The 25842-nt window shown below is 67.2% G+C and carries 27 protein-coding genes, 1 tRNA gene, 1 pseudogene and 1 other annotated feature; of the genes and pseudogenes, 17 read left to right on the top strand and 12 right to left on the bottom strand.

The genetic code is table 11. The features are described 5' to 3' along the window. Window positions 1-110: 110 nt before the first annotated feature. The 4 genes from K368_RS0117430 to K368_RS27625 all read right to left on the bottom strand — a co-directional run bounded on the left by K368_RS0117430 (window position 111) and on the right by K368_RS27625 (window position 5062). Entirely contained in the window at window positions 111-1157 is a 1047-nt protein-coding gene (locus K368_RS0117430) for an endonuclease/exonuclease/phosphatase family protein (RefSeq protein WP_027173430.1), read from the bottom strand. Between the two features lie 168 nt (window positions 1158-1325). Further along, window positions 1326-3152: a glutamine--fructose-6-phosphate transaminase (isomerizing) gene (glmS, locus tag K368_RS0117425; RefSeq protein WP_027173429.1), complete on the bottom strand. Its 1827-nt coding sequence runs from the start codon at window positions 3150-3152 to the stop codon at window positions 1326-1328. 247 nt (window positions 3153-3399) lie between these two features. Beyond that, window positions 3400-4803, bottom strand: a complete 1404-nt coding sequence (gene glmU / locus K368_RS0117420; RefSeq protein WP_027173428.1) for a bifunctional UDP-N-acetylglucosamine diphosphorylase/glucosamine-1-phosphate N-acetyltransferase GlmU — start codon at window positions 4801-4803, stop codon at window positions 3400-3402. Window positions 4804-4939: 136 nt separating this feature from the next. Further along, window positions 4940-5062 carry a hypothetical protein gene (locus K368_RS27625; protein WP_280940242.1) on the bottom strand — a complete coding sequence of 41 codons (123 nt, stop codon included), beginning with the start codon at window positions 5060-5062 and terminating at the stop codon, window positions 4940-4942. A 361-nt stretch (window positions 5063-5423) separates the two neighbouring features. Here K368_RS27625 and K368_RS0117410 point away from each other — a divergent pair, with 361 nt between their 5' ends. Both K368_RS0117410 and mdoH read left to right on the top strand, forming a co-directional pair. Continuing rightward, window positions 5424-7031 carry a glucan biosynthesis protein D gene (locus K368_RS0117410; RefSeq protein ID WP_027173426.1) on the top strand — a complete coding sequence of 536 codons (1608 nt, stop codon included), beginning with the start codon at window positions 5424-5426 and terminating at the stop codon, window positions 7029-7031. Next, entirely contained in the window at window positions 7019-9169 is a 2151-nt protein-coding gene (gene mdoH, locus K368_RS0117405; protein ID WP_027173425.1) for a glucans biosynthesis glucosyltransferase MdoH, read from the top strand. Before K368_RS0117410 ends, mdoH begins: the two co-directional genes overlap by 13 nt. Window positions 9170-9502: 333 nt before the next feature. Here mdoH and K368_RS0117400 read toward each other — a convergent pair whose 3' ends face one another. Continuing rightward, entirely contained in the window at window positions 9503-9916 is a 414-nt protein-coding gene (locus tag K368_RS0117400) for a flagellar biosynthesis repressor FlbT (protein WP_027173424.1), read from the bottom strand. Window positions 9917-10157: 241 nt separating this feature from the next. Here K368_RS0117400 and K368_RS0117395 point away from each other — a divergent pair, with 241 nt between their 5' ends. Beyond that, window positions 10158-11855 (top strand): flagellin, encoded by a 1698-nt coding sequence (locus K368_RS0117395; protein WP_027173423.1) that lies wholly within the window; start codon window positions 10158-10160, stop codon window positions 11853-11855. A gap of 429 nt (window positions 11856-12284) precedes the next feature. Continuing rightward, entirely contained in the window at window positions 12285-12458 is a 174-nt protein-coding gene (locus tag K368_RS26850; protein ID WP_155935232.1) for a hypothetical protein, read from the top strand. A 14-nt stretch (window positions 12459-12472) separates the two neighbouring features. Here the strand turns inward: K368_RS26850 and K368_RS0117385 are convergent, their stop codons facing one another. Continuing rightward, the gene (locus tag K368_RS0117385; protein ID WP_027173422.1) at window positions 12473-12724 is read right to left on the bottom strand and encodes a hypothetical protein; all 252 of its coding nucleotides are present in this window, start codon (window positions 12722-12724) and stop codon (window positions 12473-12475) included. A 617-nt stretch (window positions 12725-13341) separates the two neighbouring features. Between K368_RS0117385 and K368_RS0117380 the strand changes: the two genes are divergently transcribed. The 8 genes and pseudogenes from K368_RS0117380 (at window position 13342) to K368_RS0117340 (ending at window position 16772) form a co-directional block, all read left to right on the top strand. Then, a complete protein-coding gene (locus tag K368_RS0117380; protein WP_027173421.1) occupies window positions 13342-13590 on the top strand; it encodes a helix-turn-helix transcriptional regulator in 249 nt (82 codons plus the stop codon). 115 nt (window positions 13591-13705) lie between these two features. Next, window positions 13706-13948 carry a hypothetical protein gene (locus tag K368_RS0117375; RefSeq protein WP_027173420.1) on the top strand — a complete coding sequence of 81 codons (243 nt, stop codon included), beginning with the start codon at window positions 13706-13708 and terminating at the stop codon, window positions 13946-13948. A 112-nt stretch (window positions 13949-14060) separates the two neighbouring features. Next, entirely contained in the window at window positions 14061-14279 is a 219-nt protein-coding gene (locus K368_RS25005) for a hypothetical protein (RefSeq protein WP_036266450.1), read from the top strand. Beyond that, window positions 14276-15052 carry a hypothetical protein gene (locus K368_RS0117365; protein ID WP_027173419.1) on the top strand — a complete coding sequence of 259 codons (777 nt, stop codon included), beginning with the start codon at window positions 14276-14278 and terminating at the stop codon, window positions 15050-15052. Before K368_RS25005 ends, K368_RS0117365 begins: the two co-directional genes overlap by 4 nt. A 100-nt stretch (window positions 15053-15152) precedes the next feature. After that, window positions 15153-15365 carry a hypothetical protein gene (locus K368_RS0117360; protein WP_027173418.1) on the top strand — a complete coding sequence of 71 codons (213 nt, stop codon included), beginning with the start codon at window positions 15153-15155 and terminating at the stop codon, window positions 15363-15365. 94 nt (window positions 15366-15459) lie between these two features. After that, complete coding sequence (locus tag K368_RS0117355; protein ID WP_027173417.1) at window positions 15460-15648, top strand: Rmf/CrpP family protein; 189 nt, start codon at window positions 15460-15462, stop codon at window positions 15646-15648. 262 nt (window positions 15649-15910) lie between these two features. Next, a pseudogene (locus K368_RS26235) lies at window positions 15911-16544 on the top strand (IS3 family transposase); the annotation flags it as partial. Then, window positions 16212-16328 (top strand) — a sequence feature (AL1L pseudoknot). It overlaps the preceding pseudogene by 117 nt. A 138-nt stretch (window positions 16545-16682) precedes the next feature. Continuing rightward, a tRNA-Ser gene (locus K368_RS0117340) sits at window positions 16683-16772 on the top strand. 450 nt (window positions 16773-17222) lie between these two features. Here K368_RS0117340 and K368_RS26845 read toward each other — a convergent pair. From K368_RS26845 to K368_RS0117320, 4 genes are all read right to left on the bottom strand, one after another. After that, a complete protein-coding gene (locus K368_RS26845; protein ID WP_155935230.1) occupies window positions 17223-17381 on the bottom strand; it encodes a hypothetical protein in 159 nt (52 codons plus the stop codon). Next, on the bottom strand, window positions 17378-17566 hold the full coding sequence (locus K368_RS26230) for a glutathione S-transferase N-terminal domain-containing protein (protein ID WP_081739611.1): 189 nt from the start codon (window positions 17564-17566) through the stop codon (window positions 17378-17380). The genes K368_RS26845 and K368_RS26230 overlap by 4 nt, the downstream gene beginning before the upstream one ends. A gap of 87 nt (window positions 17567-17653) precedes the next feature. Beyond that, window positions 17654-18700, bottom strand: coding sequence for an Atu2307/SP_0267 family LLM class monooxygenase (locus tag K368_RS0117325; protein WP_027173416.1), 1047 nt, complete (start codon window positions 18698-18700; stop codon window positions 17654-17656). Window positions 18701-18838: 138 nt separating this feature from the next. Then, window positions 18839-19237: a DoxX family protein gene (locus K368_RS0117320; protein ID WP_027173415.1), complete on the bottom strand. Its 399-nt coding sequence runs from the start codon at window positions 19235-19237 to the stop codon at window positions 18839-18841. A gap of 125 nt (window positions 19238-19362) precedes the next feature. Between K368_RS0117320 and K368_RS0117315 the strand changes: the two genes are divergently transcribed. Further along, window positions 19363-20259, top strand: a complete 897-nt coding sequence (locus K368_RS0117315) for a LysR family transcriptional regulator (RefSeq protein ID WP_027173414.1) — start codon at window positions 19363-19365, stop codon at window positions 20257-20259. Window positions 20260-20691: 432 nt separating this feature from the next. On the opposite strand, the gene K368_RS0117310 is transcribed toward K368_RS0117315, so the two are convergent. Both K368_RS0117310 and K368_RS0117305 read right to left on the bottom strand, forming a co-directional pair. Then, window positions 20692-21429 carry a hypothetical protein gene (locus K368_RS0117310; RefSeq protein WP_027173413.1) on the bottom strand — a complete coding sequence of 246 codons (738 nt, stop codon included), beginning with the start codon at window positions 21427-21429 and terminating at the stop codon, window positions 20692-20694. A gap of 186 nt (window positions 21430-21615) precedes the next feature. Then, entirely contained in the window at window positions 21616-22176 is a 561-nt protein-coding gene (locus tag K368_RS0117305) for an HAD domain-containing protein (protein WP_027173412.1), read from the bottom strand. 362 nt (window positions 22177-22538) lie between these two features. Between K368_RS0117305 and K368_RS24985 the strand changes: the two genes are divergently transcribed. From K368_RS24985 to K368_RS0117280, 4 genes are all read left to right on the top strand, one after another. Further along, window positions 22539-23456, top strand: a complete 918-nt coding sequence (locus K368_RS24985; RefSeq protein ID WP_051439913.1) for an alpha/beta hydrolase — start codon at window positions 22539-22541, stop codon at window positions 23454-23456. A 269-nt stretch (window positions 23457-23725) separates the two neighbouring features. Then, window positions 23726-23845, top strand: a complete 120-nt coding sequence (locus K368_RS24980; protein ID WP_197031034.1) for a K(+)-transporting ATPase subunit F — start codon at window positions 23726-23728, stop codon at window positions 23843-23845. A 27-nt stretch (window positions 23846-23872) separates the two neighbouring features. Then, on the top strand, window positions 23873-25588 hold the full coding sequence (gene kdpA, locus K368_RS0117285) for a potassium-transporting ATPase subunit KdpA (protein WP_027173411.1): 1716 nt from the start codon (window positions 23873-23875) through the stop codon (window positions 25586-25588). Between the two features lie 13 nt (window positions 25589-25601). Next, a complete protein-coding gene (locus K368_RS0117280; RefSeq protein ID WP_027173410.1) occupies window positions 25602-25805 on the top strand; it encodes a hypothetical protein in 204 nt (67 codons plus the stop codon). Window positions 25806-25842: the final 37 nt, after the last annotated feature.

Here is a 25842-nt window from a genome sequence, read left to right as displayed (position 1 = left end):
TTCGCGTCGGTTGTCCGGCCCGAAGGCCGGCAAGCACAAGGCGCGCCGGGCGATGTGCGGTGGCCAGTCTGCTACCGGAGAGGGGCCGTGTCGACACCACTCCGAACATGTCAGCGCACGGCCTCGATGGCCTCCTGGGCATCGCGATGATCCTCCGCGGTGGCCTCGGGCTTCTCCTGCCGTGTAGGGGCCTGCGGCGCGGCGCAGAGGCTGACCGTGATCGGGAAATGATCGGAGCCGACATCGGGCAGCCGCTCCATGTGGCCGAGCAGGAAATGCTCGCTGAAGAAGACGTGGTCGAGGGGCCAGCGCATCACCGGCCATTGCGCGTGGAAGGTCGCGAACAGGCCGCGGCCCTGGCGCGGATCGAGCAAGCCGCTGATACTCTGGAACAATTGGGTCGTGCGGGACCAGGCCACGTCGTTGAGGTCGCCGGCGACGATGGTCGGTCCCGGCGCTTCCGCGACCTCGCGGGCGACGATCACGAGTTCGGCGTCGCGGGGCGCACTGCTATGGCCGGGATGCGGGGGGCGTGGGTGCAGGCCGTAGAGCGTCGCCGCCTCGCCGTCCGGCAGCACCACCTGCGTGCGCAGCGACGGCACGTCGTCCTGCAGCAGGAAGCGGATTTCGGGGCCGCGCAGGGGCAGGCGCGAGTAGAACAGCAGGCCGTAGGTGTTGTCCTGCGGCTGCTCGACCCGGTTCGGGTAGAGCGCGCGCAACGGAGCCATGGCCTCCTGCCAGCCGGAATCGGTCTCCAGCAGCAGGACGAGATCGGGGGACCGGCGCGTGACGAGATCGAGGGCCGCGCCGTAATTCCTGTTCGTCTGCAGGACGTTGAGCACCACGAGGCTGAGCCGGGCTCCCGGCTCGCAAGCCGTGGCCGCCTTCGCCTGGGTGGCGGCGAGGGGCGTGAAGGGCAGGATATAGCGCACCTGCGTGACCAGCGCCGCCGCCATGGCGAGGGCGAGGATCAGCGAGGGAAGGTCCCTGGAGACCAGCAGGAGGCCGACGAGGCAGGCCGCCAACGCCACCGCGATCTGGAGCCGGGGGAAGTCCAGGCTGCGGATGAAGCCGAGATTGGTCTCGATCAGGGGCAGCGCCGTCGCTGCCACCAGCAGACCGGCGATGCCCTGCAGGGCGAGCGTGAGATACGTCAAACCTGGTCTCCGCCGCCGCGCACCCGTCCGGGTGCCACCCAACCGGGCCGTTCAATGGGCCATGCCGCGTCGTCCCGATCGACCGCCATGCGACCCCCGCTTCGACCGCCACGCGACCCGGTTTCGAGGAGCGCCTGACAATCGTCGGATTCCGGTGGCGGTTCCGGCCTATTCCACCGTGACCGATTTGGCGAGGTTGCGCGGCTGGTCCACGTCTTTCCCCATGAACACGGCCGTGTGGTAGGCGATGAGCTGGATCGGCACGGCGTAGACGATGGGGGCCACGACCGGGTCGAGGTCGGGCATGGTCACCGTCGCCATGGTGTCGAGGCCGGCGGCCGCCGCGCCCTTGGCGTCGCCGATGAGGATGATGCGGCCGCCGCGCGCGGCCACCTCCTGCATGTTCGACACCGTCTTCTCGAAGATCGCGTCGTGGGGCGCGATGACGATGACCGGCACGCTCTCGTCGATGAGGGCGATGGGACCGTGCTTGAGCTCGCCGGCGGCATAGCCCTCGGCATGGATGTAGCTGATCTCCTTGAGCTTCAGCGCTCCCTCCAAGGCCATCGGGTAGCTGGTGCCGCGGCCGAGATAGAGGACGTCGCGGGCCTTCGAGACCTCGCGGGCGAGGAGTTCGATCTCACCCTCCAGCTTGGTCGCGTCCGCCATCAGGCCCGGCACGGTGATGAGCGCGTCGACGAGTTCGCGCTCGCGCTCTGCGCTGAGGGTGCCCCGCGCCCGGCCGGCCGCGATGGCGAGGCACAGGAGCACCGTGAGCTGGCAGGAGAAGGCCTTGGTGGAGGCCACGCCGATTTCGGGGCCGGCGAGCGTCGGCACCACGGCCGAGGCCTCGCGGGCGATGGTGGAGGTCGGCACGTTGACCACCGCCAGGGTGTGCTGGCCCTGGTCCTTGGCGTAGCGCAGGGAGGCCAGGGTGTCGGCGGTCTCGCCCGATTGCGAGATGACGAGAGTCAGGCCGGCCCTGTCGAGGGGCGGCTCGCGGTAGCGCGCCTCGGAGGCGACGTCGATCTCCACGGGCAGCCGCGCCAGGGATTCGAACCAGTATTTCGCCACCAGCCCGGCATAATAGGCGGTGCCGCAGGCGGTGATCGAGAGCCGCGAGAGGTCCTTGAAATCGAACGGCAGCGCCTCGGGCAGGGTGACCCGGCCATTGGCGAGATCGACGTAATGGGCCAGCGTGCGGCCGACCACCTCGGGCTGCTCGTGGATTTCCTTGGCCATGAAGTGGCGGTGGTTGCCCTTCTCCACCCGGTAGGCCTGGGCGACGATGCGCTGGCGCTGGCGCGAGACCGGGTTGCCGTCGATGTCGCGGATGGTGGCGCCCTCGCGGGTCAGCACCGCCCAGTCGCCCTCCTCCAGATAGGTGATCTCCTCGGTGAAGGGCGCGAGGGCGAGGGCATCCGAGCCGAGATAGGTCTCGCCCTCGCCGAAGCCGATGGCCAGGGGCGCACCGTGGCGGGCGCCGATGAGGAGGTCGTCGTGGCCGGCGAAGATGAAGCCCAGCGCGAACGCGCCGCGCAGGCGCGGCAGGGCGGCGGCCACCGCGTCCACCGGGCCCAGGCCCTTGTCCATCTCGGCGCTGACGAGCTGGGCTACGACCTCGGTGTCGGTCTCGCTCTCGAACCGCACGCCCTTCGCCTGCAGCTCGGCCTTCAGCTCGCGGAAATTCTCGATGATGCCGTTATGGACGACGGCCAGCCGCGCCGTGGCATGGGGGTGGGCATTGGTCTCGTTCGGCCGGCCATGGGTCGCCCAGCGGGTATGGCCGATGCCGATCGCGCCGGGCAGCGGCTCGTCGCGCAGTCTGAGCTCCAGGTTGGAGAGCTTGCCTTCGGCGCGGCGGCGATCCAGCCGGCCGTTCGCCAGCGTGGCGACGCCCGCCGAATCGTAGCCGCGATATTCGAGGCGCCGCAGGGCTTCGACCACCTGTCCCGCCACCGCCTCATGCCCGACGATGCCAACGATTCCGCACATGGTCGTTTCTTCTCACACGAAGGGGCTGGGCCGGAATGGCGGAAGCAGGACGGGCCTCCGACGTCTCCGACCGGGATTTTGGCGGTGGCCCACGCAAGGAGCGGCCCAAGCCTTCTGGGGGGCCTTGTACCGGATCGGAACACGATCCGGCCAGGGTTCCTGCCGTGGTTCCTGCCGTCACGCCGTATCCGGGGCCGGATTTGGCTCAACGCATACATTCACGCTTGCCGATAAAACACCAGAAATACTAGTCTTTCTTGGATCGGGTTTCCTTGAGCGCCTGCAGCCCCGCGCGCATTCCGCCGGCCACGCCCTCGATGATGCGCTGGCGGCTTCGGGCGATGGCGAGGGCATTGGCCGGCACCGGGGTGGTGATGACCGAACCCGCGCCGACGATGGCGCCGGCTCCGACGCTCACGGGCGCCACCAGGGCGGTGTTCGAGCCGATGAAGGCGCCGGCCCCGATCTCGGTGCGGTGCTTGTTCACCCCATCATAGTTGCAGGTGATGGTGCCCGCCCCGACATTCGCGCCCGGCCCGATCTCGGCATCGCCGAGATAGGTGAGGTGATTGGCCTTGGCGCCCTCGCCGAGGCGCGCGTTCTTCATCTCGACGAAATTGCCGATGCGCGAGCCGGTCTCCAGCACGGCCCCCGGCCGGAGCCGCGCATAGGGGCCGATATGGACGCCCCGCGCCAGGGTCGCACCTTCGAGATGCGAGAAGGCATGGATCACGCAACGGTCGCCCACGGTGACTTTGGGGCCGAACACCACATGAGGTTCCACGAGAACGTCCCGGCCCAACACCGTGTCGACGCTCAGAAAAACCGTTTCCGGCGCGACCAGCGTGGCTCCCCCGATCTGCGCCGCGCGGCGCAGGCGGGCCTGGATCGTCGCCTCGGCGACGCTGAGCTGAACCCGGTCGTTGACGCCCTGCGCCTCGGCCTCGTCCACGGGCACCACCGCCACGTCGAGTCCGTCCGCCACCGCGAGGGCGACCGCGTCGGGCAGGTAATACTCGCCCGCCGCGTTGGCGTTGCCGATCCGCGTGAGCAGGGCGAGGGCATGGGGACCGGAGAGCGCCATGAGGCCGGCATTGCACAGGGTGACGGCGCGCTCCTCCGCGCTCGCATCCTTCTCCTCGCGGATGGCGAGCACGCGACCGCCTTGGGTGAGCACCCGCCCGTAGCCGGCGGGATTCTCCGACGTGAAAGCCAGGACCGCCACCGCCGCCCCCTCGGCCAGGGGGGCGCGGAGACGGGTGAGGGTGGTCCCGGTGACGAGGGGGGTGTCGCCGAAGGCGATGACCACGTCGTCGGAGCCCGCGTCCAGGGCCTCGCGGGCGGCGAGCACCGCATGGGCCGTGCCGAGGCGCTCCACCTGTGGATGGACCGAGGCGCCGGGCGCCGCCCGCGCGATCTCGGCGGCCACCGCCTCCTGCCCCGGCTCCACCACCACGGCGATGCGGGTCGCCCCGGCCTCGCTCGCGGCGGCGAGTACGTGGCCGAGCATGGTCCGTCCGGCCACCGCATGCAGCACCTTGGGCAGGTCGGAGCGCATCCGCGTGCCCTTGCCGGCAGCCAGCACGATGGCGGTGAGGCTGCGCCCGCCCGTCCTGGCGGTCTCGCTCGAAATGCTGGTCTGCGCCGTCATCGTCGCTCCACCGCTGTCGGGCCGGGGGCCGGTTCGCGTCCTGTCCGGCTGCGCTACTGCGCGGCTTGCCCGCTAGCAAGTCCGCCCGGCCGGTGAACGGGATTGGCCGACGGAGGTCCGGCCCGCCTCGTCCCGGTCACTGGCTCTTGAGGATCAGGGTGATCAGCACGGCGGCCACGCACACGAACATGACGACCCCGAGGACCAGGCTCGCCAGCGTGGTGGTGGAGATGTAGGTGCCTGCGACGGTTCCCAGCATGCGCGCGACGCCGCCTCCCGCGGGGGAAACGGCCTCGCCGGGATGGCCGCAGCCCGGGCAGGCCAAGGCTTGCGCGGAGACCTGTCGCGAGCAGGCAGGGCATGGAATCAGAGCCAATGAGGTGCCTCGTGTGAGGTGAACGACCCAGGAAATCTGTCATAAGCGCGGCCGTTCGGCCAGTCCGAGCTCCTCCCGCCACCCGCGCCCGGCACCGTCCGGCCCCTCGCTTGTCCGAAATTTCGCGGTCCCGTGAACGGTTTCGGTCGTTTCCGGCTTAAGGTTGGGTTCAGGCCGCACCGTGGTAAAGCCGGGGCCTACCGCATCGCACCCCGCGCCTTCCCGCGCCGACATCACAGGTCCAATGACGCCGACGATTCCGGGACTTCGCTGCGCCGTGACAGAGCCCTCCTCCGATGATTCCCTGGTGACGGGGCCGCAGGACCGGAGCCGCCGGGAGCTTCTTTGGCAGGCGGGCGCCGCCGCGCTGGCCCTCTCTCTCCCCGGCACCGCCGCCTTGGCGGAGGACGCCCCCGCCCTCCCCGCCGCAGGCGCGCCGTTCCTCGGCCATACGGTGCCCGACCTCGCCCGCGCGCTGGCCAAACGCCCCTTCATCGCCCCCCGCACCGACGACCTACCCGGTGCCCTGACCGGCCTCAACCGGGAGCAGTACAGCGCCATCCGGACCGTGCCGGGGAGCGCGATCTGGTCGAACGACGCCTTCGGATTCACCCTCGAGCCCCTGCATCGCGGCTCGGTCTTCACCGGCCGGGTGGCCCTGGCGCTGGTGGAGGACGGCGCGGTACGGCCGCTGGCCTACGATCGCTCCCGGTTCGAGGCGGAGGGCATCGCCCTGCCCGAGTTCAAGGACGATCCCGGCTATTCGGGCCTGCGCATCCGCGCCCGGTTCGATGGCGGCGAACTCACCGATTTCGCCACCTTCCAGGGGGCGTCGTTCTTCCGCCTCGTGGCCACCGGCCAGGGTTTCGGCGTCACCGCCCGCGCCCTCACCCTGCGCCCGGCCGATTCCCGCGGCGAGGAATTCCCCGAGCTCCGCGCCATCTGGGTCGAGCGTCCCGGTCCCGGCGGCCCGCTGGTGCTGCACTGCCTCGTGGATTCCCCCTCGGCCACCGCCGCGCTCAGGATGAGCCTGCGGCCGGGCGGCGCCTCGCTCTGCGACGTCGAGGGCACGGTGTTCGCCCGCGCCGCCATCGACCATCTGGGGCTCGGCGGCATGACCACGAGCTACTTCTTCGGCCCCTACGACCGGCGCGGCGCCGATGACGCCCGGGCCGGCGCCTATGCCTCCACCGGCCTTCAGATCCGCACCGGCGCCAACGAGGCGATCTGGCGCCCGGCCCGCAACCCGGAGACCCTGCAGGTCTCGTCCTTCGTCGACGAGAACCCGAAAGGGTTCGGACTGATGCAGCGGGCGCGCAGCTACGCCGACTTCGAGGACGACCTGCAGCATTGGGAGTGGCGCCCCTCGCTCTGGCTCGAACCGTTCGGCACTTGGGGGCCGGGCGCGGTGACCCTGCTGGAGATCCCGAGCGATTCCGAGTTCAACGAGAACGTGCTCGCCTATTGGCGGCCGAAGGCCAAGCTGGAGGCGGGCGCCGAGTTTCCCTTCGGCTATCGCCAGCACTGGTGCTGGCAGCCCCCCGAGGCGCCCCCCGTGGCCCTCGTCTCCGGGACGCGCAGCGGCAAGGCGAAGGGCGAGGGCAACCGCCGCCTGTTCCTCGTCGATTTCACCGGCGAGGGCCTGTTCGCCGATCCCGACCTGCAGCCGACGCTCCTGACCTCGCCCGGAACGGTGGCGCCCCCGACCCTCTACCGCTATCCCGACCGTAAGACGGTGCGCGTCTCCTTCGAGCTCGATCCGGGCGGCGAGAAGACCTGCGAACTGCGCCTCCTGCTCAAGCGCGGGGATGCCCCCGTCACCGAAACCTGGCTCTACCGGTGGACACCCTGAACACGCACACGCTTTCCCCCAACGCTCCGGATTCCTTCCGGCCGGCGATGCCCCCCGAAGTGCGGCTGCCCATGCCGGTGCAGGACCTCGACTGCTGGGACCCTGCTTCGGGCCACCGGCCGGCCAAGCCCCTGCGGCGGCCCTGGGCCGCCCGCGCCCTCGTCTTCGGCGGGGCGGCGCTGCTGACCGCCTACGGTGCGCTGGAGATGTACGAAGTCGTCGCGGTCTCGGGCGGGACGACGGCGCTGCAATACGTGCTGCTCGTGCTCTTCACCCTGAACTTCTCCTGGATCGCCCTCTCCTTCATGAGCGCGATCCTCGGATTCGCCACCCTCCTGCGCCGTCCGAAGGCGCCGCTTGCGCCGAACCGGCTCGCCGCCCGCACCGCCATCGTCATGCCGGTCTATAACGAGGCCACCGCCCGCACCTTCGCTGCCGTGGACGCCATGCGGGCGGAGATCGATGCCACGGGCCACGGCGAGGCCTTCGACTATTTCGTCCTGTCGGACTCGACGGTCGGCGATGCCTGGATCGCCGAGGAGCGCGCCTTCCTGGCCCTGCGGGCGCGCTGGGGCGAGGATGCGCGGCTGTATTACCGGCACCGGGCGAAGAACCACCACCGCAAGGCCGGCAATATCGGCGACTTCGTCTCCCGCTGGGGCGGGGCCTACGACCACATGCTGGTGCTCGACGCCGACAGCCTGATGACGGGTCCTTGCGTGGTGCATCTCGCCGCCGCCATGGAGGCCGACCCCGATTCCGGCATCATCCAGTCGCTGCCGCTCATCATCAACCGCAACACCCTGTTCGCCCGCGTCCAGCAATTCGCCGCCCGCATCTACGGCCCGGTCATCGCCACCGGCCTCTCGGTCTGGTCGGGCCGCGACGGCAATTACTGGGGCCACAACGCCATCATCCGCACCCGCGCCTTCGCGGAGGCCTGCGGCCTGCCCGACCTCAAGGGAAAACCGCCCTTCGGCGGCCACATCCTCAGCCACGATTTCGTCGAGGCGGCGCTGATCCGGCGGGCCGGCTGGAGCGTGACCATGCTGCCCGCCCTGCCCGGCTCCTACGAGGAGAGCCCGCCCTCCCTCATCGACGTGGCTGTCCGCGACCGCCGCTGGGCCCAGGGCAACCTCCAGCACAGCCGCGTCATCGGGGCGGCGGGCCTGACGCTGGCCTCGCGCCAGCATTTCGCCACCGGCATCGCCGGCTACGTCGCCTCCCCGCTCTGGCTCGGCCAGCTCGTGGTCGGTATCGCCCTGGTGCTGCAGACCGCCTATGTGCGGCCGGAATACTTCACCTCCGAGTTCGGGCTCTACCCGGTCTGGCCGCGCTTCGACCCCGTGCGCGCGCTCCAGCTGTTCGGCCTCACCATGGGCATCCTGCTGGCCCCGAAGCTGCTGGGGCTGATCCTCGCCCTCGTCGACGGGCCGGTGCGCCGGGCCTCGGGCGGCGCCATCCGCCTCGTCCTGTCGAGCCTGATCGAGACGATCCTCTCGGCCCTCATCGCCCCCATCGCCATGCTGATCCAGTCCGGCTCGGTGTTCGAGATCCTGGTGGGGCGCGACACCGGCTGGAACCCGCAGCGGCGCGACGACGGCTCAATTCCCTTCCGCGACATCGTCCGCCGCCACCGCTGGCACATGGTGCTGGGGCTGGTGACCGGCATCGCCGCCTTCGCCATCGCCACCTCGCTGTTCCTGTGGATGTCGCCCACCATCCTGGGTCTCGTCCTGGCGATCCCGATCTCCTGGGCGAGCGGCCAGCTCTCCTGGGGCCTCGCCCTCAAGCGCCTCGGCCTGCTGATGACACCGGAGGAGCGCGACCCGCCCGCCATCGCGTCGAGCGCCGGAGCGATCGCCGCCCGCAACGCCGAGGCCGGCCTCGACGATGCCGATGCGATCCGCGCCCTCCACGCCGATGCGGGCTTCGCCGAGGCCCATGCCTTGATGCTGCCCGAGATGCCCAAACGCCCCCGCGGCGTGATCGACACCGACCGCGCCCTCGCCCAGGCCAAGGTGGTGGAGGCCGAGACCATCGCCGAGGCCGCCGAGTGGCTTAGCCCCAAGGAGCGCATGGCCCTCCTCCACGACCGCGCCCTCCTCGACCGCCTCACCCGCCTCGCACCCGCCTGAGCTACGATAGTCACGCATGTCGCGGGATGAGCGGCCCTGCCCTTCCTCCCCACAAGGGCTACTGGATTCGCACATCTCCTCGACGGCTGTTTTATCGAGCCGAAGGCATCGATATGAGGCGCGACGGGCTCCCTCTCCTTCCAGGAGAGGGAGCCCGTGCTGCCCGCGAGATGTGTGAGCATCGCGTAGCCACAAGGGGGGAAAGGGACGCGCTCTGTCTGCAAAAGCAGATGCGGGAATCCAATAGCCTGCCCGGAGCCGGGCTCCGCGAGAGTCCGCCGCATCGGGTCAGCAAAAGCCGGCCCCCTGCCCGCTCCGCGGCCGTCCGGACGGTCAGTCGGCGCTTCCCGAATCGGGCGCCTTGGCCAAGCGGTCGGCCAGGGAGGCCTCGTACTGGATGAGATCCTTGCCCCGCTTCATCGCCCGGTAGAAGTCCCGCGCCGCGACGGAGGCGTTGATGTCCCGGACATAGGGCGCGGTGCTCGGTACCGCCTCGAGCAATTCGCTCGCCTGGGCCACGAACAGGTTCTCGATCTCCGAGACGTCGTCGGAGAGATAGAGCACCGTGAGGGTCAGGTAGAGGCGCTTGCAGGCCGTATCGGCCTCGCTCTCCGTGATGATGTCGGATTCGCGCAGGAACTTCGTCATCGTCTCGATGACGAAACTCGAGCGCCGGGACCCGTTGCGGATCGCGGCCCCGCCGATCAGCAGCCGCTCGAACGGCTTGAGTTCGATCTTCAGGGGCATGACCGGTCCTTTGGGCTCGGGAGGGATCATCGATCCGGACGGTTAACAACACGTCACTGCCAAGGCGAGAGTTGCTTGCGGAATCCGGCATCTCCCTCGGAGGCCGCGAAGATACGGAGAATACGTCGGATCTCCCACAGGGTTCGTTGACCGTTCGTCTTAAGACGTTCGCAACGTCCTCGTGGTTCTGTGACGTCGCACCCAAAAAAGGGTGCTTTCAGATCAGAATGGATCGAACCTCATGTCTTCAGGCATCACCCTTACTGCTGCAACCCGCCAGAACCTGCTCTCGCTGCAGGGCACGGCCGATCTCCTGACCCAGACCCAGAACCGTCTGTCGACCGGCAAGAAGGTCAACTCGGCCCTCGACGATCCGACCAGCTTCTTCACCTCGCAGTCGCTGTCCGGCCGCTCGGGCGATCTCGGCTCGCTCCTCAACGGTATCTCGAACGGCGTTCAGACGATCCAGGCCGCCAACCAGGGCATCACCTCGATCCAGAAGCTGGTCGACTCGGCCAAGTCCACCGCCAACCAGGCGCTGGCCGACAAGAGCGCCGTAACGAGCGGCACACCGGCAACGTCCGCGATCCTCTCGGCAGGTACGTCTTTCCAGGGTACCACCACGGCCGCCACCGACGGCACGCAGGACTTTTCAGCTAGCCGCAATGCTGTGTTCACGGTGAACGATGGCACCAACACCACCACCATCACTCTCGATGCGTCCACCCTTAGCGGCGTGACGAGCAATGTCGGCAAGGCCACTGCGGACGACGTAGTCAAGGCAATCAACAACCAGCTTGCCAACGATACCTCGAACCCGGCGGCGGTCTCCGCTTCGAAGACGACCGATGGTCGGATTGTTTTCACGTCGACTGCGACCGGTAAGGACGCAACGGCAACGGTCACCAATGCAGCCAACAACGAAGTCGACCTCGGTTTTGGTACTGCGACGACAGCTCTGACAGCGAAAGGCGCCGATGCTAAGAACGGCGCGACAGCTGCAGCTGCAGAAGGTGCAGCCGTTGCTGGTCTGGCCACCGGTGGTACCGGCCCTGACTTCACTGGCGCAGCCGATGCGTCGTTCACCATCAAGCTCGGCGATGGCCCGGCCAAAAAGATCGAGCTGAACACTGCTGCGGATGCAACCCTCGGCGCTCTGACGGACGCGAAAGCTACGGACCTTGCCACCGCGATCAACAAGCAGCTGAATGCCGATACCGGTTTCAAGGGTAAGGTCACGGCTGTTGGTGATGATACGACGGGTAAGGTGACCTTTACCTCGACGGCGACGGGGTCAGATCAAAAGATCACGATCGACGCCTCTTCCGCTGCGACCGATACGGATATCGGTTTTGGTGCGGGTGCCACTGCAAAGCCGGTTGTGGCGAGCGGTGCCGGTTCTGCCAGCGGAACCAACGCCACCCGCACCTCGCTCGCCAAGCAGTTCAACACCCTGCTCGACCAGATCACCCAACAGGCGAAGGATTCGAGCTACAACGGCATCAACCTGCTGTACCGCTCGGGCTCCGATGCCAAGGAAAACTCCTTGAAGGTCACCTTCAACGAGACGGGTTCGTCGAACCTGAACATCGAAGGCGCCAAGCTCGATTCGGATGGCCTTGGCCTGACCTCGATCACCGGCGGGTTCCAGTCCGACGACGAGATCAACAAGGCTCTGACGGCCATCACGGCGGCCACCAGCCAGCTTCGCGCCCAGTCCTCGACCTTCGGCTCCAACCTCTCGGTGGTGCAGAACCGTCAGGACTTCTCGAAGAACCTGATCAACATCCTCGACACCGGCTCGGCCAACCTGACGAACGCGGACCTCAACGAGGAAGCCGCCAACTCCCAGGCCCTGTCGACCCGCCAGTCGATCGGCATCTCGGCCCTCTCGCTGGCCAACACGGCGCAGCAGGGCATCCTGCAGCTCCTCCGCTAAGCGGGTCAGCCGTCATGACAATGAGCGGCCGGGGGAAACCCCGGCCGTTTCCTCATGCGTAGACCGACCCTCCCCCGCGCGCACCTCTCGTCAACGACGACCCATGCCCACGAGCGAAGGCAAATGCTCCAGCCTTCGCAACGGTTCGGAAGGGTGGCCGAGTGGTTTAAGGCAGCGGTCTTGAGCTTCGCTCCCGGCCATCCCGTTCGATCCCATGCGATCAGCTAAAGTGTTGTTTGGGCTCGGTATTTCGAGTTCGCAGCGTTCACCCATCGTTCTCTATCCCTGCCCGTATCCATGAGTTGGGTAGCAAAAGCGGTAGCAACCGCCCTGCCCCGGCGTGAGGCACGAAGTCACCTCAAGCGCACCAGCGATCCATCCACCCGTTGCCTCTTCATGAGCCCCGATTGGCTCAGACGAGGTGACCTGATGACGTCACGAACGGTTGCGGTCCTCGCGGGTGCTGGATGCGCCCTGGTCGGACCGGCGGTCGCCCGCGCCTTTGCCAGCGATCCGACGGATCAGATCGTTCTGTCTCTGATCATCGCCGGATCGGTCGTGGTGACGGTGCTGCTTCTCGGCCTTCGATCGCGGGACGATTGAACCGAGCGGTCTCGTCACGGTAGCTCAAGGTCGCGATCGCCACCCCGCGCCCAAACGAACTGGCACGGGCCGCCGATAGGAGCCGCCAGCGACGGCTCTCCATCCGCATCGGGTTCGAGCTCGGGATCACCGTCAGCCTCATCGAGAAGCGCCACGATGCGGTCGACGATATCGAGGGCGAGCTCGGCCAGGCGCTCGAACTCCTCCCGTGGGATGGTGGTGGCCTGGATCCGGCGAGAGGCCGGGAAGCGAACGACGTTGGTCATGTCAGGCCACCTCAGGTGTGAGGATGGCGAGCTTGTCGCAATTCTCTGAGAGATAGCGACTGGCTCCAAAGCGTACGCGGTCCAGGTCAAACATCGTGCAGAGGGCCGCCGCGATCGAGAACAGGCATCGTTCTGCTTGTTCGCCGGCTGCCGAGCAGACCGCGTGGTTCGAACCATTGGACGCCGCGTCGACAGCCGAAGCAGCTACAGCGAGCTGCGCTAGCATGCCTGCGGGAGTGGTTGTCCGCGCAAAGCTTATGGCCATCTCCAGATCACGGCCGAGACAAGGTCGCCCGCCATGTCGAGGAAGCGAGGTGCCCGGACGTGGTACGTGTCGGGCCGGTCAGCGCGAATGACGGGCCATGCTCGTCGGGCTCGAGGATCGGCGCCTGGCGAGCGTACAGGCCGTCGGTCGGTCGGCGTTTCAGATTTAAAGGGGCGAGCGGGGGCATTGCCAGAACCGGGTTGCTCCGGGGCTGAAGGTGTCAGGATGTGTTTGGATCTGCGCCTTCGCGCAGGCGTCAGGCCTTGGCTGCGTTGCTCTTCAGCTCCGAACCTGATAATTTAGATATCAGGTCAGATCGGTCTGAAGTCAATATCAAAAATATCAGGTTGGCATGGCATCGATCAGACAGGTCAAAGCAGCCCGCGCGCTCCTGGGCTGGTCGCAGGGCGATCTAGCTGAGCGTTCAGGCGTCTCGAAGCCTACCGTGGCCCGGCTTGAAACCGGTGAAGGCGATCTAGGCGGCTACGCTGACACACGGGACAAGATCCTCTCCGCCCTCGAAGCCGCTGGCGTCATCTTCATCGAGCAGAACGGTGAGGGGCCGGGGGTGAGACTGAGGAAGCAGGCGCCAGGCGCTTAACGTAGCTGCTCCGCCCGTTCGAGGGGACGAAAGACCGGAGTGGAACCAGGCTGAGAGCCACCACCTTTGCTCTTTCGAGGCCGCCTCGAGTGAGGAGACCGCAGGAGGCATGTCCATGCAGAGCAAGCTCACGAAGACGATCATCGGCGCTGTCATCGCCGTCGCTCTCGCCGCTGCCGTGTCCTACGGGCTCATCAACCAGCAGACGGCGGATCAGCTGCAGACCAAGGCGAACCAGACGCTATCGGACGATCAGGCCGCCCCCGGCACGGCTCCTCAGCAGCCAGCCCCTGCGCCTCAGAACCCTAATCAGCAAGCGCCGACGCAGCAGACCCCCACGCCCGCACCTCGGCAGTGAAGGCAGCGGATGGGGCGCCTGCACGCCTTCAGTTCGCCGGCTGAAACCGCTCGGTAACCCTCCGGCTTTAGGCCTCGTTAGGCACGAAACCGCCGAACCGAGACGGATACCGATGACCAGGGACCAGCTTTCCGCCGAACTGTCGCGTATGGCGAAGATGCAGATCAGCGATATCACCCGGGCCGTGAAGAGCGGCGACAAAGCCATCGCCTTGAACGAGGTGAGCGACCTCGCGCTACGCTTGAATCAACTCGCTGATGCGATCGCCGGCGTACCGGCCCCAGCGCTGACGCCTGCGGTCTCCCGCGATCGCGTCCTTGACCCGGCGTGACCGCGGCATCGGAGTGGCGTGCGGAGCGCAATGCACGCTCCCGCGCCCGGCTTGAACGGGCGCTCCCGGCCGTCTTCCCCGCGCCTGTCCTGCAGCACGCGCTATCCCGTCCGCTGATGCCGCCCACACCACGGCTCGCAGTCGAGAGCTACTGGCGCAACCACGTCCTCCGGGCCGATCGCTTGGCGCGGGCACTGGCCGCACGCTCGGGCCAGCCGGAGGGCTGGACGTGGCGTCTGGGCTCGGAGAAAGGTTCAGGCCTCGCCGCCACCTTCCGGATGCCGCCGTCCCCCTATCGCGAGCCCGCGCACGCGCGCGGCCCCGGCCATTGCTGCATCTGCGGACAGCCGGTCTTCCGCTTCGGCTGGCACAAGGATCTGTGGGGCACCGGCACGCCGAACAGGAACGCCCGCTGGCATTCGGCCTGCGTCACGGCTTGGAAGTTCTGGGTCGCGCCGAGCGATCAGGCGAAGGTTTTGAAGGCGCATCAGCGCCATCGCTGTGCGGCCTCGGTGAAGCGCCTGCTGAAGACCGCCGAGGTCGATCACCGCACGCCGCTCTATCGCGTCTGGCGCGAGCACCGCGATGCCCCCTGGCCTACCCTCCTGGCCTACTGGGGAGCGCCGAACCTTCAGGTCGTCAACCGCGTTATTCACGTGGAGAAATGCAGTACGGAGGCAGGTGAAAGGGCGCACCAACGGCGTGCCCTCATGTCTGAGGTGCCCGTCAATTTGGAGTCGGACGAGCTGATGCTTCTCCCAACGCAGCTTTGACTCACCTTTCGGAGACAATTTTTACTACGCCTGCTCGTCGAGCGCAGTGGTGTAGACGGTAGCCACGCGGCGCGGCGCCGCGCCAATCGGAGGAATCCAAGTGACGGATGACAAAGGCGGCCATCAGGATCGCAAGGACACCAAGGCGGCCAAGGCTGCAGAGCGCGCTGACGTCGCTGGTCAGGTCTGGGAAGAGGTCAGAGGCCGAGAGACGGCCCGTGACGATCAAATCGTTCGCCTGAAGGCGCAGCGCCTTGAGCGAGATGCCGCGGACGCCGCTGCAGAAAAGCCCCCCACCAAGCGGTCGAAGTGAGTGAGCGCTAGGATCTGACTGAACCCTTTAGCCGCGGGATCATAGGCCAAGCGTTCGGGTTAATTGGTGACAGCCGCACCTCGGAGCCAATCCCATGGCCGATATCCGTCACTCCCGTCCCGATCCGATCGAACAGGGCGCTCAAGCCCGGATCCACGGTCACCCCAAGGATGCATGCCCCTACCCTCGCGATACCGAGGAACGGACTTCCTGGATGGAGGGCTATGACGGTACGCCGCGCGAGGATGGGCCGGATATGCCGTCCGGCGAGAGCAGCCGCTGAGCAGCGCTCAAACCCCACCTCTCACCAAAAAGACGATCTCATGGCGACCTCGTTCAAGGGGCTCTATCTCTGCCCGATCCCTGCCCGCCGAAGGAACCCCGTCCGACTCACGTTCAGGTCCAGGACGCTGAGCAGGCGGAACTAAAACTGCCACTGGAGGAGTACGAGGCCCGCGGTGGCCAGATCCCATGGAAAAGCTTGCCTTGGCAGGGTGAACCGCACCGGGTTTCCCGGAGGCTCCAACTCTTGAGAGGATGGAGCCATGACGAAGCGAACCCCACCGTATTCCCCTGAGGTCCGTGCCCGCGCGGTGCGGATGGTCCTGGATCATCAAGGCGAGCATGCCTCACAATGGGCGGCGATCAATTCGATCGCGGCCAAGATCGGCGGTTCGGGGGAGACGCTCCGGAACTGGATCCGGCAGTCCGAGCGTGATCAGGGCATGCGAGGCGGCCCGACCACGGACGAGCGCGAGCGGATCAAAGCGTTGGAGCGCGAGAACCGTGAACTGCGCCAAGCCAACGAACCGAAGGACCGCGCAGCGAGATCCTGAGGAAGGCGTCGGCGTATTTTGCGTTTGCCGAGCTCGACCGCCGGTCGCGGACATGATCGCGTTCATCGACGACCATCGGGCCGTCTACGGGGTCGAGCCGATCTGCAGGGTGCTGCCGACCGCCCCGTCGACGTACCATGCCCATGCCGCGCGGCGTGCCAATCCCGGCAGGCGACCGGCACGAGCCAGGAGCGACGCGGCGCTGATGGTCGAGATACGGCGCGTGTTCGAGGCGAACTTCCACGTCTACGGCGTACGGAAAGTCTGGCGGCAGCTCGGCCGGGACAGGATCGTGGTGGCCCGTTGTACCGTCGCGCGGCTGATGCGGGCGATGGGACTGAAGGATGCCGCCGCGAAGGTTGACGCTGCCATGCGCGCCGCCATAGACAAGGCGGCCGGATGATTGGGTAGCAATCCGGTAGCAACTGACGAAGAGCCCAGGCATCGGCAAAGGTAGATTATCTAGTCTTTGCAATGGCTTGGAAGGGTGGCCGAGTGGTTTAAGGCAGCGGTCTTGAAAACCGCCGTGGGGGCAACTCCACCGTGGGTTCGAATCCCACCCCTTCCGCCAGCTGTGCCGATAAAAGATTGTTATTGCTAGCATTTTTATGACGTGACGCTATCGGCCCTAACGATGCCGGCGGACGTAGGTGATCGTTCGCATGGGCCGTCAGGCTGTCAATCCGATTCGCGATTTCCGCCGCGGTTGCGTTTTAGGCGAACTCGCGGGTCGCACGCACCTGTTCGATTGAAGGGCGGTCATCCCGACCAAAGATCTCGGCGATCGCCCAAACGTCGTCCTTCCATTTCCCGGACACCCAAGGCACCGGCAAGGGCCGCTACCGATGGGCGGCTACGAGCGATGTCGCCAGCGTCGGAAGCGCCGGAGCATCGATGCGATTGTTCGCGATCACACGGCCAAGTAGATCGGGCGTGAGATAGGGGTCGTACTTCTCGCGCGGCACTTTCGCGATGTCCGCGACCAGATCGGCGACTGCTTCTCGAGTTGCAGGTTCTCGCGTTAGGGCGTCTGCAGGGATTGGTAGAGCCCGTCGAGATAGGACCGGTCGGTCGGAAGGGCATCGGGTTCGACGCAGGCGCGCTTGGCGAGATGGGCAACGATCGCATCGGACTCGGTCGTGAACCGGCCAGGCGTGAGTTCGGCCGTCGGGAACGTCACCGTCTCGACCGCGGGCGCGAGGAGATTGCGGATCGCTGTCTCTTTCTCTCCTCGCCCCTGGGGACGAACGCGCGCAGGTCGACATGAACCAGTTGGCCGGATTCGAGCAGGAACAGGCGGACCTTCAGGCAGAACGGGCGGCCAGCCTTGAGGTAGATCGTCGGCCTGACCATGGCGTCGGTCATGGTCGTGCTTCGATGGGTGGGCTGCCCTCTGCTGGCGGCTGTCGAAAGGCCAGAGATGTCAGGCGATGCCGAAGGCGACCTTCTCGGTCACGCCGTCTCCGCGCGTTCCGCCTTGATCCGCGGCATCACTTCGGTGCCTAGCAGGGTGATCGAGCGCTGCATGGCGTCCGGCTCCTGCATCGCCGAGCTCATCTGGAAGGTCAGGCGGGAGATGCCGCCCAAAGCTGCGCTGGCCGCCAGAGCCTTCGCCGCAACCGTATCCGGGGCGCCGATCAGGTAGGCGCCGTAGGGACCGCACAGGGCTTCGAATTGCTCACGTTGATTCGTGTTCGGCCATCCCCGTTCCGCCCCGATCTTCCCGAAGAGCTGGGCCCAGCCGGGATAGAACGCCTCCTGCGCGGCCCGGTCGGTGTCGGCGACGAAACCGATGGCATGCACGCCGACCTTCAATACGTCCGGTGCATGGCCCGCTTGGCGGCCGGCCTCGCGGTAGAGGTCGACCAGGGGACGGAAACGCTGGAAGCTGCCGCCGATGATGGCCACCATCAGCGGCAGGCCGAGGGTGCCCGCGCGGGCGAAGGAGGCCGGGGTCCCGCCCACACCGATCCAGACCGGAAGCGTCTCCTGGTGGGGGCGCGGGTAGACACCCTGACCGGTCAGCGGCGGCCGGAAACGGCCGCGCCAGGTGACGTGGGTCCGTTCGCGCAGTGCCAGGAGCAGGTCCAGCTTCTCGACGAACAGCGCGTCGTAATCCTCTGCGGCGAAGCCGAAGAGGGGGTAGGCCTCGCCGAAAGAGCCGCGTCCGACCACGATCTCGGCCCGCCCCTTGGCGATCAGGTCGAGGGTGGCGAATTCCTGGAAGACGCGGACCGGATCGGCCGCACTGAGCACGGTGACGGCGCTCGTCAGGCGGATGCGGCTGGTGCGCGCCGCCGCCGCGGCGAGGATGATGGCGGGTGCGGAGTCGAGGAATTCCCCCCGATGATGTTCGCCGATGCCGAACACGTCGAGCCCGGCCCGGTCGGCGACCTCGACCTCGGCAAGCAGGCGTTCCATCCGTTCCGTCCCCGTGACGGTGCGGCCCGTCTTCGGGTCGGGGAGCGTGACGGCGAAGCTGTCGATACCGAGTTCCATGACGGATGACCTGTCGTGCTTGACTGCGGAAAGAAGAGGCGCGGTGGGTCATGTCCGACCCACCGCGCAGGCCCTGCATCATTCATCGTCGAAAGGGGAAGTCGATGCCCGCCGGCGGATCTCCCGACAGGCAAGCGCTCAGCGGCGGCCGACAACCGTCAGGATCTGATCCCGGCGCAGCCAGGCCAAGGTCGCCGTCAGGGCGAGCAGCACGGCAGCCGGGGCGGCGGGCGTGGGCAGGACGGTGAGGTGGGCCACGATGGCACCGGCCATGGTGCAGGTCAGCCATAGCGCAGCGAAGGCGGCGTATCCGGGGATCAGCAGGGCGATGGCACCGGCGACTTCCACGAGACCGGTGACGATGCGGAACCATTGGCCCATGCCGATGAGATCATAGACCTGCACCATCATCGGCACTCCGGCGAGCTTGGCACCGCCTGCGGCGAGGAACACCAGGGCGAGCAGCACCTGCAGCGACCAGGCGACGATGGTGAGCTTGCGCGACGGAGCAGGCGAATCCGTAAGGGTCTGGGACATGATGGACATCCGGTTCGAGGTGGCCGACCGCGGATGCGGCTTGGCTGTGAGCGGAAGTCCTAGGCTTCTTCCATCTCCCACCGAAGCCTCTATCTTTCGATGCGTCCCATCATCTGGACTGATGGATGCTCGATCAACTCACCCTCGACCAGTTGCGAACCTTCGTCGCCGCCGTCGACAGCGGAAGCTTTTCGGCGGCCGGGCGCAAGCTCGGGCGCGCGCAGTCCCTCGTCAGCCAATCGATGGCCAACCTCGAGGCCCAGTCCGGCATCAAGCTGTTCGATCGCTCCAGCCGCTATCCGGTCCTGACCGAGGCCGGCAGCGTGTTGCTTGCCCATGCCCGTGCGACGGTGGCGGCCGCCGAAACCTTCAAGGCGCGGGCCAGGGATCTCGCCGGTGGCCTGGAGCCGGAGGTCAGCATCGTGCTCGACGTCCTGTTCCCGATCCAGGTGCTCACGGCCGCCGTGGTCGCGTTCCAACCGGCATTCCCATCGACCCCCCTGCGCATTCAGGTCGAGACCCTCGGTGCGGTGATCGCGCCGGTTCTCGACGGACGCTGCGCCTTCGCGGTCGCGGGGGCCACGCCCCTGCTGCCCCCCGAACTGGCGCGCGAGCCCTTGTGCCAGATCGAGTTGGTGATGGTCGCCTCACCCACGCATCCGCTGGCCCGCCGGACCGGGACGATCCCCACGGCCGACCTCGCCGAGCATGTCCAGCTGGTGTTGACCGACCGGAGTGAGCTGACCAAGGGGCGCGAGTTCGGCGTGTTCTCGCCGAGGACCTGGCGGCTGGCGGATCTCGGGGCGAAGCACGCCTTCCTGCGCTCGGGCCTCGGCTGGGGTGGAATGCCCCTGGACGTCGTCGCGGATGACTTGGCTAACGGCCGCCTCGTGCGGCTGGACATCGCCGCCCTCCCCAAGAGCGGTTTGTTCCTGCCGATGTGGGCGGTCTACCCCATCGAGCGCCCACCGGGTCCGGCGGGCCGGTGGCTCATCGCACAGCTGGCCTTCCCCATGGGATGAACCGCTCAGGGTTTCCCGGCGGCGATCTGGTTTGGGTCGGGCGGCCAAGGCTTGCACCGTGTTCTGAGTATGGTCGCGCGCGTCGGCTTCGGCGGGAGGGATCTTGCCGATGGGTTCGAGCAGGCGGAAGGTGTCGAACCACCATCGGGATCGCGCGCTCGCGGTCTTCAGGCGAAAAGGGGGCTGTTCGCTGCGCGGGACTCCATCCTCCCGAGAGTTGGAGCCTCCAAGAAATCCGGAGCGGTTCGAATTTGCCGTGTCCGGCTCGGTCCTATCGTGGCGAACGATCCTCGTCCCTCCCCGGGAGGGGCGATTGATGATGCCGCGGTGTCGTGCATCCTCGAATGAGGGTCTCTCAGGATGACATCGTTGTCGATGTCCCCGCTCCCGGTCCGACGCACCGGTGCCGCCCTATGAAAGTCGCCCCCGCGATCAGGCTGGAATGGGTGCTCTGTTGAATGCGTTGCCCGCCAGCCGACGCAGGATATCCATGCAGCGGCCCAGCATGCGCGCGCTCGGCGAGCGCCACAGGCCGTATCCGTCGTCACACAGCGGATCGTTCACCACAGGGCTGCCGTCGCTGCCGACAAGAACGTTGCCGATATTCGGGTCGAGCTGCTGTGGCGACACAGAGCGGAGTTGAGCGACATAGGCTTCGTATCCGGGCCAAGCGGCCCGGAAGGCCTCTCGGATGCCGTCGAAGCTCGAATGATCGATTCGGGGTTCGTGCGCCGGCCATTCCACCTTGAACCGGTCGCGGACGCCCTCGTCCATCGCGAGGCCAGGATAGTCCGCGATGACGGCGTGGGCATAGGCCAGCCACCACACGTCGCGCGCGGGGTCGGTCAGCCGCGCGCCCACGGTCATCAGCGCACCGCAGCGGCTGACATGCAGGTCGTGGACACGGGGAGCGTGCGGTCCGTCCGAGCCCGAGAACCCTCTGCGAAGCAGGGCCGCATAGTCGCCGAACCCGTCGGCCTTGCGCGCGAAGCGCACGACCACGTCCGGGTGGTCCGGATGCGCATGGACGGTGCCGTGGTACCCGAAACCGATTTCGGACCAGCCGGAGGCAACGAGCGCAGCATAGGCCTTGGCGGCCGACAATTCGACGATGCCCAGGGCGGCAAGCGAAGGACTGGACGTATCGCCCCGATTTCCGAACCCAAACATTGCAGCCACTCCTTCCTGCCATTCGACGATCCGACGCGACGCGCTCTCGGACGCCGCACATGTGCAGCGTCAGGGAGGAGCCGGACGGGCGTGTCCAGCAAAGGTCGAGAGACCTTGTCGATGTCGGGGGCAGCGTGACGCGGGTGTCACTCCACTGTCATGGAATGACCCGAGCCCTCAAAAAGTTCAATACCTGCTGGAGCGTAAATCGGCGGGTACGTGGAATGAGCCAGTCTGACCCATCATCCGTCGCGCATCCTCCATCCCAGCCAGCAGCGTCCGGGCCAGGAGATCATCCGCTTCGCGGAGTCCGTGCTCGGCGACGGGACGGACGTGCCGACCTGTATGGACGGGTCCAACTTCGACATCGTCGAGAATGAGATAGTGCGTGATGTGGTTCCGGGTGGCGTGCTCGGCGATCTCGTCGCCGCGCCTGGCCCGCTCGGCGGGGAGCATCCCGCCCCTCTCGGCATCCCGACTCGTCGGCAGGATGGCCGTACACCAGTCGGGGTGAAAGCAGTCCTCGGGAAGGCCGGCTTCGACCAGGGTCGGACGGCAATCGTCGACGCGCCATGTCGATGAGACGACCACCTTTGCATCGAAGTCTCTGACCAAGCCGGCGACGAGGGCGACCTGGGCCGGATTGAGTCTGTCCTTGCCGGCCTGCCGTTGATAGCCGACCGTCGTTACGACGCCGTCGACGTCGAGGTAGACCGTCAGCGGTGCCGCGCCTCCATGCTTGTTCAAGAGGCTGACCTCGTCTGGTGCGGCAACCCTGCCTCCGCCGCGGACGCCTACAATGCGTCGCTGCCACCGTCCAGCGTTCAGATGAAGGGGATCGTGAGCGCGAGCGGTGCAGCGCCCTGCGGAGATCGACGATCCGCTCTGCAACGGACGGGCCTCGAAAGTAGACTGGCGGCATTCGACTCAAACCGGCCGCACGAGATGATTTCGTTGCCGCTGAGCAGGTCAGCAAAAGGAATCACCGGTTTTGCGTCCCAAAACCTGCGACACGTCAAAGACCTGAGCGAGGTGAAGCGTTGGCTGGCCAATGCGAACCTGCTTAGAAAGCGCCCATTGCTGAAACTGGCGGAAACGGGAAGACGCGTGTGTCCCTGCGGTGGATCCTCGTGACGGCGGGCGGCATCCTGGCCGGTCTGGCTCTGGTGAAATCCCTGGTTCGGCGGCGTGTCAGCCGGGACCGGAGCGCACATCTGGGCCGGCTCGCAGCGAGGCGGATCCGCGTCGATGGCAGGACGATGCATGCCCGCGTCTCGGTCGATGCTGTACCGGATGACCGCCTCCCCGTGATCCTCGTCCACGGGCTCGGGATGTCGAGCCGCTACATGATCCCGCTCGCGAGGCATCTCGCCCCTCATTTCGAGGTCTATGCTCCGGACCTGCCCGGCTTCGGCTTGAGCGAGAAGCCTCGCCGAGCGCTCACGGTTCGCGAACTCGCGGATGCATTGGCGACCTGCATGCAAGCGGTCGGGGTGACGCGCGCAGCCTTTATCGGCAATTCGCTCGGCTGCGAGGTGTTGGTCGAACTGGCCCTCGTTCACCCCCAACTCGTGGACCGCCTCGTGTTGCAGGGGCCCACGCCGGACCCGGAGGCGCGTAACCTGGTCCGGCAGATCGTCGGCTTCTTCGCCATCGCGCCGTTCGAGCGCTGGTCCCTCGCCTGGGTGGCGCTCGCCGACTATGCCCGCGGTGGGATCGGCCGCTACGTCCTGACCTTGCGGAGCATGGTCGACAACCGCATCGGCGAGAAGGCGCTGCGGGTCAGCCAGCCAACGCTCGTGGTTTGGGGCACGCGTGACTACATCGTCCCCCATGCGTTCGTCGTGAGGCTCGCAGGCTCCCTGCCCCAGGGCCGTCTCGCGGTCATTCCGGGAGCGGCCCACGGGATCAACTACTCGCATCCGGAGGCGTTCACCGCCATCCTTCTCCCGTTCCTCCTTGCTGTGGGGGAGACGCCTGCCGCACAGAGCCGAATCCCGGCGGGCAGCGCATCGTCCTGCGCATGACCCTGCCCGCGGACTGAATCGCCCCGTCCCGGGGACAGGTGGCGACCCCTGCGATCCTCATGCGATCCTTATAGAATCGTCCCCGCTTCCGTCTCGAACCCTAATGCGGTTCGCGTCCACATTGGACGCGGGCGAGGCCGGTCATGCATCGGCCCCCCGAACCGAAACGGACCGACCATGCTCGACATCGTCTTCATCGCGACGGGGCTCGCCTTCTTCGGCCTGGCCGCAGGCTACGCCGTCTTCTGCGAACGCCTCTGAGGCCCGCCATGACCCTGACCTCCATGACCCTGACCTCCATGACTCTCGACCTGACGCTCGGCGCCCTCGTGACCCTGGGGCTGCTCGGATACCTCACCTACGCCCTCGTCCGCCCCGAGCGGTTCTGAAGGAACGCCCCCCAAGGAAGACTTGCCATGACCATCAACGGCTGGATCCAGATCGCGCTGTTCTGCGCGGTCGTCCTCGCGCTCGCCCGTCCCCTTGGCGGCTACATGACCCGCGTCTTCACGGGCGAGCGAACCTTCCTGTCCCCGGTGCTCGCCCCCGTCGAGCGCGGGCTCTACCGCGTCGCCGGCATCAACTCCGCTCAGGAGCAGCACTGGCTGGCCTACGCCCTGTCCATGTTGGCCTTCCACGTGCTGGGCTTCCTGGCCCTGTACGCGCTGCTGCGTGTCCAGGCGGTGCTGCCGTTCAACCCGGACGGGCAGTCCGCGGTCGCGCCGGACCTCGCCTTCAATACTTCGACGAGCTTCGTCACCAATACGAACTGGCAGTCCTACGGCGGCGAGACGACGATGTCGTACCTCACCCAGATGCTGGGGCTGACCCACCAGAACTTCCTGTCGGCGGCCACCGGCATCGCGCTCGCCGTCGCCCTCGTGCGCGGCTTCTCCCGGGCCTCGGCCAAGACCGTGGGCTCGTTCTGGGTCGATCTGACCCGGACCACCCTCTACGTGCTGCTGCCGCTCTGCATGGTGCTGACCCTATTCTACGTCTGGCAGGGCATTCCGCAGACGCTCGGCGGTGCCGTCGAGGCGACGACCCTGGAAGGCGCCAAGCAGACCATCGCGGTCGGCCCGGTGGCGAGCCAGGTCGCGATCAAGATGCTCGGTACCAACGGCGGTGGCTTCTTCAACGTCAACGCCGCGCATCCCTTCGAAAACCCGACCGCGCTCTCGAACTTCGTTCAGATCCTGTCGATCTTCGCCATCGGCGCGGCGATGACCAACGTCTTCGGCCGCATGGTCGGCGACGAGCGTCAGGGCTGGGCCATCCTGTCCGCCATGGGCGTGCTGTTCCTCGCCGGCACGGCGGTGGTCTACTGGGCTGAGAGCGCAGGCAGTCCCGTCCTCAACTCCTTCGGCCTCACCGGGGGAAACATGGAGGGCAAGGAGGTCCGCTTCGGCATCGTCGCGTCCGCCCTGTTCGCGGCGGTGACCACGGCGGCGTCCTGCGGCGCGGTCAACGCCATGCACGACAGCTTCACGGCGCTCGGCGGCATGATCCCGATGATCAACATGCAGCTCGGCGAGATCATCGTCGGCGGCGTCGGCGCCGGGCTCTACGGCATCCTCGTCTTCGTCATCGTGACGATCTTCGTCGCCGGCCTCATGGTCGGGCGCACGCCGGAATACCTCGGCAAGAAGATCGAGGGTCGCGAGGTCAAGATGGCGATGCTCGCCATCCTGTGCCTGCCGCTGATGATGCTCGGCTTCACGGCGCTCGCCACCGTGGTCGCCGCCGGCCTCGCCGGTCCGGCCAATGCCGGCCCGCACGGCTTCTCGGAGATCCTCTACGCCTTCACCTCGGCTGCGGCGAACAACGGCTCGGCCTTCGGCGGGCTCACGGCGAACACGGCCTTCTACAACACGACGCTGGGTATCGGCATGCTGTTCGGGCGGTTCTTCGTCATCGTCCCGGCGCTCGCCATCGCCGGCTCGCTCGCCGCCAAGAAGACCGTGCCGGCCTCGGCCGGGACGTTCCCGACCCATGGCGGCCTGTTCGTCGGCCTGCTCGTCGGCGTGATCCTCATCGTCGGCGGGCTGACCTTCTTCCCGGCCCTGGCGCTCGGACCCATCGTCGAACACCTCGCCGGCGGCCTCGGCCAGACTTATCCGGTGGGGGGCTGAGATGCAGCACGCCATGATGCCGTCCCGCAACCGCGCCGCCATGCGGCGCGCCCTGGCCCGACACCGGCCGCGGTCTCAGTCCCGGAGCCGGATCGAGCACGACCGGAAGGACGTCCGGCTCTCGGACGTCATCCTCGCCATGCTCGGCCTGACCATGCTCGGCGCGCTTGGCCTGATGGCCGGGGCCACCCTCCTCGGCAGTGCACTCGCACCTTGAACCCCGCTCCACGGCGCGGGACCGCGCCGACCCTGAA

The organism is Methylobacterium sp. 10 (assembly GCF_000519085.1).
Lineage (GTDB): Bacteria > Pseudomonadota > Alphaproteobacteria > Rhizobiales > Beijerinckiaceae > Methylobacterium.
Note: the sequence above shows the minus strand (reverse complement) of the source record. Positions and strands in the feature narration are given on the sequence as shown.

Bases quoted from the DNA above. Each gene is read 5' to 3' on its own strand.
- K368_RS27625 (WP_280940242.1), bottom strand. From the start codon at position 5,062: ATGCTGGGAACCGTCGCAGGCACCTACATCTCCACCACCACGCTGGCG.
- K368_RS26230 (WP_081739611.1), bottom strand. From the start codon at position 17,566: ATGACCGACGCCATGGTCAGGCCGACGATCTACCTCAAGGCTGGCCGC.
- K368_RS0117375 (WP_027173420.1), top strand. From the start codon at position 13,706: ATGCAGAGCAAGCTCACGAAGACGATCATCGGCGCTGTCATCGCCGTC.
- K368_RS0117410 (WP_027173426.1), top strand. From the start codon at position 5,424: ATGACGCCGACGATTCCGGGACTTCGCTGCGCCGTGACAGAGCCCTCC.
- glmU (WP_027173428.1), bottom strand. From the start codon at position 4,803: ATGACGGCGCAGACCAGCATTTCGAGCGAGACCGCCAGGACGGGCGGG.
- K368_RS0117385 (WP_027173422.1), bottom strand. From the start codon at position 12,724: ATGACCAACGTCGTTCGCTTCCCGGCCTCTCGCCGGATCCAGGCCACC.
- K368_RS0117325 (WP_027173416.1), bottom strand. From the start codon at position 18,700: ATGGAACTCGGTATCGACAGCTTCGCCGTCACGCTCCCCGACCCGAAG.
- K368_RS0117320 (WP_027173415.1), bottom strand. From the start codon at position 19,237: ATGTCCCAGACCCTTACGGATTCGCCTGCTCCGTCGCGCAAGCTCACC.
- K368_RS0117400 (WP_027173424.1), bottom strand. From the start codon at position 9,916: ATGCCCCTGAAGATCGAACTCAAGCCGTTCGAGCGGCTGCTGATCGGC.
- K368_RS24980 (WP_197031034.1), top strand. From the start codon at position 23,726: ATGACCCTGACCTCCATGACCCTGACCTCCATGACTCTCGACCTGACG.
- K368_RS0117380 (WP_027173421.1), top strand. From the start codon at position 13,342: ATGGCATCGATCAGACAGGTCAAAGCAGCCCGCGCGCTCCTGGGCTGG.
- K368_RS0117395 (WP_027173423.1), top strand. From the start codon at position 10,158: ATGTCTTCAGGCATCACCCTTACTGCTGCAACCCGCCAGAACCTGCTC.
- glmS (WP_027173429.1), bottom strand. From the start codon at position 3,152: ATGTGCGGAATCGTTGGCATCGTCGGGCATGAGGCGGTGGCGGGACAG.
- K368_RS0117315 (WP_027173414.1), top strand. From the start codon at position 19,363: ATGCTCGATCAACTCACCCTCGACCAGTTGCGAACCTTCGTCGCCGCC.
- K368_RS0117280 (WP_027173410.1), top strand. From the start codon at position 25,602: ATGATGCCGTCCCGCAACCGCGCCGCCATGCGGCGCGCCCTGGCCCGA.
- kdpA (WP_027173411.1), top strand. From the start codon at position 23,873: ATGACCATCAACGGCTGGATCCAGATCGCGCTGTTCTGCGCGGTCGTC.
- K368_RS26850 (WP_155935232.1), top strand. From the start codon at position 12,285: ATGACGTCACGAACGGTTGCGGTCCTCGCGGGTGCTGGATGCGCCCTG.
- K368_RS0117310 (WP_027173413.1), bottom strand. From the start codon at position 21,429: ATGTTTGGGTTCGGAAATCGGGGCGATACGTCCAGTCCTTCGCTTGCC.
- K368_RS25005 (WP_036266450.1), top strand. From the start codon at position 14,061: ATGACCAGGGACCAGCTTTCCGCCGAACTGTCGCGTATGGCGAAGATG.
- K368_RS0117355 (WP_027173417.1), top strand. From the start codon at position 15,460: ATGGCCGATATCCGTCACTCCCGTCCCGATCCGATCGAACAGGGCGCT.